This window comes from Lentilactobacillus diolivorans DSM 14421, from assembly GCF_001434255.1.
Classification (GTDB): Bacteria; Bacillota; Bacilli; order Lactobacillales; family Lactobacillaceae; genus Lentilactobacillus; species Lentilactobacillus diolivorans.
Map to the genome: position 1 here is coordinate 1 of NZ_AZEY01000055.1, position 5,226 is coordinate 5,226.

The following is a 5,226-nucleotide window of genomic DNA, read 5'->3' on the forward strand; positions in this document are numbered from 1 at the left end:
TGGCCATGGGCCATTCTTTATTTAATTAGTGTTGCACTTAAAGTGTAAATTCAAGACAAAATCAAAAATTTTCCTTCAAAGATCCATATAAACTGTTTGCCATATTTATTGGCATTGCAATTATTTTTTTAAGTACTTGCGTAATAATTTTAGGATTATGATGAAAGGAGTAGATGATGAATGAAGCCCATTACATATCAGGGAACAACATTTACAAGTTATCAAAAAACTGCCGACTATATCGGAATTACCAAAGCAGGATTTGCTAAAAGGTATCAGAAGTATCAGGCTCATAAAATTTCCTTAGAAGATTTATTCTCTCCGGAAAATTTTCATTTAACTAATCCGATTACTTATCATGGCAAGGTTTTTAAAAATCATCCAGAGGCTGCTAAATTTATTGGCATTACCTTAGTTTCGTTTAATCGTCGATTCAAAAAGTATGAATTGGGCGAATTATCTTTAGACGAACTATTTCACCCATCCAAATATACAATTTACGAACTTCCCAGTTATCACGGGAAAAAATTTGCCAGTAAGCAAGAAGCAGCTAAGTATTTGGGAATTAATCAAAATACCTTCACTAAACGACTCAGATTTTATCATGAGGGTAAATATACTGTGGAAGATGTATTTGCATCTACTCCTTACATGTTAAAAATGAGGAAAACTAAAAGTGTTCCCATTCACTACAAGGACAAAACATTTCGTAATCAGCATGAAGCCAGTCAGTACTTGGGAATTGCTCAATCCACTTTCTCAATGCGTTATCAAAGATACTTGGCAGGAACGGTTTCTTTAGACTATGTATTTCGTCATGGTAAACACCGTCCGCCAGTATAGTATTCAATTAATTTTTTATGTAGTTAATGTACTCTTTTAATATTTAGGGGGGAATTCATTATGAAAAAGTTTAATCTTGTTTTAGGCTTGGCACTGCCATTTATGTTTTTATCATCAGTAAATGCTTCTTCACACAAACTAACTATTAAGATTAATCCTATTAATAATCAAGCCAAGACTATTACTGGTAAAACGACCAAAGGAACGAATATAACGCTTTATGAAGGACAAAAAACTATTGCTAAGAAAAAAAGTAGCGGTAACTTTTCTATAAAAGTCACCAAACCACTTAACTTTAAAAATAAATATCAACTCTTGGCCACCAAAAAGGGTTATACATCTAAAAAAATTAGCCTCAAAATTATTGTTAAGGAAATCAATTATGATGCTAAGATAAAACAAATTAATGCCAAAATAACGGCTATTAAAAATCAAATAAAGCCATTAAACCAACAAGTGCAAACAATGGAACCCTTTGTCAATGCTCTAGAAAATGATGATCCTACTTCATCAGATTATCAAACCGCTCTTCAGCAAGCCAATGGGAATGCTGAAACTTATGAGAATCAATATAACAATCTCAAAGTTCAAATAAAAGCCGATTCTAATCCTTTAGGATTACTTTATGATCAACGCCAAGCATATATTTATAAATCAATGGAACAATATAATGGTAAAGTTCAACTCTAGAATAATGTGTTTAAAATGTTTCAGATTCACCACATAGAAAGTTCACTTAAGATATTTAGCAAAAAATGAGAATGTAAAACTTTCGAGGTTGATACCGTAAGGTATCAATCTTTTTGAATACAAATGCTCCTATGATTATCTGAATTTTGACCATTATCGAACTAGTGTTCAAATGGAATTATTTGCTTAATTTAATCAATGCAAAAGAAAAAAGCAAATCCAAAAGGATTTGCTTATAAATCAACAAAAAGCTAAATTGATTATTCAAATGGATTTACTGAACTACCATTATTTGTTGCACTGAATGGATCTGAAACAGCACTACCATCACCGTAAGTATAAACAACTTGAACAGGTGAAGAACCGAAAGTACCACTATTAGCACTCGTAGCATTCAAGTTTAACTGATCCCATTCCTTAACAGTACCGTCAGCATTAAATACCGGATAAATAGCTGACTTAAGAGTATTCAAAGTAGAATGCTTTGCTAAATAATTAAGAACATCTTGAGAACTAAATGCGGATCCCTTAGTTCCACTGAATAAATCAGATGTACTAATATTAGCAGGAGCCAAATAGAAGTTTGCAGCATACTCTTTAACATCATTATTAAGGTTTGCAAGAGCAGTATCCTTGTTATTTGTTACACCATCAATATAAGTTTTAACAGCAGGCAAAGAATTACTGTGCGATTGAACATTCCCATTATCATCAGTATGCACAAGCTGACTAATGTCAATGGTTTGATCGCCTTCCTTAAATGAGCCCTTAAAGAACGCACCAGCTGATTTGGAATTTGCAGTTAATAAATGAGTTGATGTAACATCATCTTTGGTAGCGACATAAGGCTTAAGCGTTTGATAAACAACATCACCCTTAGTCACAGGCAATGTAACTGTTGAGCCTGCTTTTGCTTGAGCCAGTGTAGATTCGTTTGCTGAAACATTGTAAGAATAGCCGGTACCATTCAAAGTAGCATTAATCTTGCTTTGAAGATCAGTTGCAACACCAGTGGGTAACGACCATGAATAATTACCATTTGTTCCTGTTAATGATCCAAGGGTCTCACCCGACTTAGCATTTGCCTTAGAATAATCTAAAGTTTTTACAACATTTCCTGAAGGATCAGTAAATGTGAATCGTACTGATGTGTCACTTTGTGGATTAGTTTGAGTAACGTCAGATGCCTTTACCCAAGCACCAACTAAACCATTTGTAGTTGAACCATTTACAGAAGCAACTTGATACCAAGTGTCACCTTCACGTGAGGTAGTAACGGCCTTATTAAAGGTCAATACGGCATCCTTATAAGCATCTGTAGAAGTTAATGTTTTGCCATCAACAACTGCACGACCAACTTTATATTGAGTCCATACTGGAGCTTTGAATAAAGTAGTATTAGCAGTTGTACTAGTTGAGCTTAACTTATAAGTGTTAGTTGATGCAGGAGCAGTAGCATCCTTGGTAGTAGCGTATGAAGCTACACCACCAGCAAATGCAGAAGTTGACTTACCACCATAAACCCAGCCACGATATTGCTTATCGAATGATACAACCTTGTAGTAAACTGAGCCACGGTTAGTAGTAGCTACACGATAAGCACGGAAGTTAGCCTTACCAGTTTGTGCATTAGCTAATGCCTTAGTAGTAGTTGTAGTAGCAACAACCTTAGCACCTTTTAAGGTACCTGCCTTAGTGTAAATTGCGTTAGTACCATTAACATTAACGTTACGAGTAGTAGCGTCAGTGGTTAATGCTTTATTTGATGTAACTTTGGCATAAGACTTTGCGGATGCAGTTTGTGCATTAGCAGAACCTGCAACGGCAACAAAGCCAAGAGCAGCCAAACCTACAAATAATGACTTCTTTAAACTTGATTTCATTATTTTGTCTCCTCCAATATAAAAATTTTTAAGTATGACGATAGTTCAAAAGAACTCATCGATCAAAATCTAGTATAACATACTCATAGCAATTGACAAATATAAAGTTCAAACGTCACTTATTATTAATAATACTGTTACATCTATGTAAAAACCCTTCCATTAGCCAGTAACTAATGAAAGGGTTTTGGAGGATATGTTTGTCTGCTCTTAAAGTTCATTCTACTTGTTATATACACACAAATCAAATTAATTACCGATAAAATATTTTCGTAGTCATTTCTTGACGCCAGTGAAGGATTCCAGTATGCTAAGCACGTGTAGTAGAGGAAGTTCTACTGCATATATATGATTTGTAGTAGCGTCACACGTACTCCAGCGTGTGACGCCCCTTATTATCCCAAGCAAATCTCTTCCTATTTAATATGTGGTATTCTATTCATAAATATAATTTTTAGGCTTACTAAAAGGAGACTTCTTATGGCTTCATTTAAGCAATTAAAAAGTGGCTGGCAGGCTCGAATTTTTTATTATGATGTTAATGGTGATCGTCAGTCAATTTCTAAAAATGGATTTAAAACTAAACGTCTGGCCCAAGAATATGCTAATGAACATGAATATCAATATTCCCAGGGTGGTGATTTAAACAATAAAAATGTTACCCTTATTGATTATCTACTGAAATGGTATCAAACATTTCGTGAACCTCAAATATCTGCCAGCACCAAATTAAATTATGAATACACGATTCGGATCGTCAAAGATTATTTTGGACGTAAACTACTGAAAAGTCTTACCCGCATTGATTATCAAAAATTCTTAAACCAGTTTGGCAACGGTGACGCTACTCATGTGGCACATGCCAAAGCAACCGTTATTAAAGTAAACGCCCATATCCGTGCTTGTGTGCACAATGCAATCAACGACGGGATTATCTTTCGTGACTTTACCTTTGGCACTCACATTACCTTTGATCCAAAGCTCACCCGTAAAATAAATTATCTCAGTGAAGCTGAAGCCAAAAAACTACTGAGGGATTTAAAGGCACATTTAAATGGTTCAATTGTTTATTCAATGGCTTATGCAGCTCTTTTAACTGGTATGCGGGTTTCTGAAATTGCTGGTTTAACCTGGGATTGCATTGATCAGGATATGCACACTATTCATATTTATCATGCTTGGAATTTTAAATCCCATACTCTAGGTCCCACTAAAAATGCTTCGTCAAATCGAACGATTATCTTCGATCCAACTTTGAGTAACCTATTTGCCCATGTAAAACTAAATCAGAATACCCAACTAACGTTAAAAAAAGCAGACAATCCCCAGAACCTAGTATTCTTAGGACGTGATTTAAAACCGGTTTCAATCAACACCCTAGAACATCTATTGCGAATATCCCTAAAGCGATCTGGTATAAAGTCGGATTTAACTTTTCATGGTTTGAGGCATACACACGCCTCTCTACTATTATATAAAGGAATTGCTATTCCATATATTTCTCAGCGCCTAGGTCACAAGAATGTTGACACAACCATCTCGATCTATCTACATATCGTACAGGAACTCCAAACTAAGGAAGCTGGCAAAACAATCACCTATTTGAATAAATTAGAACAATAGTTAAAACCAGAGTGTGCACATTCCTGCACACTCTTTTTATGCATAATGTGCAGAAATGTGCAGAAGATTATAATCAAGTGGAAACTGATGTAAACCTTCAAATGGTTAAAATAGAAAAACACTGACATACCAACGTTTATCAATCCCGCAAAACAGCTTATGTACGGATGCAATACCCTACGTTGGT

Annotated in this window: 4 protein-coding genes; 3 read left to right on the forward strand and 1 reads right to left on the reverse strand. The window is 35.0% G+C overall.

Features of this window, described 5'->3' with window-relative positions:
- Positions 1 to 180: 180 nt before the first annotated feature.
- Positions 181 to 843 (forward strand): NUMOD1 domain-containing DNA-binding protein, encoded by a 663-nt coding sequence (locus FC85_RS05635; protein WP_057864575.1) that lies wholly within the window; start codon positions 181 to 183, stop codon positions 841 to 843.
- Positions 844 to 903: 60 nt separating this feature from the next.
- Positions 904 to 1,533, forward strand: a complete 630-nt coding sequence (locus tag FC85_RS05640; RefSeq protein ID WP_057864576.1) for a hypothetical protein — start codon at positions 904 to 906, stop codon at positions 1,531 to 1,533.
- Between the two features lie 260 nt (positions 1,534 to 1,793).
- Here FC85_RS05640 and FC85_RS15985 read toward each other — a convergent pair whose 3' ends face one another.
- Positions 1,794 to 3,416: an S-layer protein gene (locus FC85_RS15985; protein ID WP_186825104.1), complete on the reverse strand. Its 1,623-nt coding sequence runs from the start codon at positions 3,414 to 3,416 to the stop codon at positions 1,794 to 1,796.
- A 480-nt stretch (positions 3,417 to 3,896) separates the two neighbouring features.
- On the opposite strand from FC85_RS15985, the gene FC85_RS05650 reads away from it, so the two are divergent.
- A complete protein-coding gene (locus tag FC85_RS05650; protein WP_057864577.1) occupies positions 3,897 to 5,039 on the forward strand; it encodes a site-specific integrase in 1,143 nt (380 codons plus the stop codon).
- Positions 5,040 to 5,226: the final 187 nt, after the last annotated feature.

What these genes read in the sequence shown, in the direction of transcription:
- FC85_RS05650 (WP_057864577.1), top strand. Translation starts at nt 3,897, where the DNA reads ATGGCTTCATTTAAGCAATTAAAAAGTGGCTGGCAGGCTCGAATTTTT.
- FC85_RS05635 (WP_057864575.1), top strand. Translation starts at nt 181, where the DNA reads ATGAAGCCCATTACATATCAGGGAACAACATTTACAAGTTATCAAAAA.
- FC85_RS15985 (WP_186825104.1), bottom strand. Translation starts at nt 3,416, where the DNA reads ATGAAATCAAGTTTAAAGAAGTCATTATTTGTAGGTTTGGCTGCTCTT.
- FC85_RS05640 (WP_057864576.1), top strand. Translation starts at nt 904, where the DNA reads ATGAAAAAGTTTAATCTTGTTTTAGGCTTGGCACTGCCATTTATGTTT.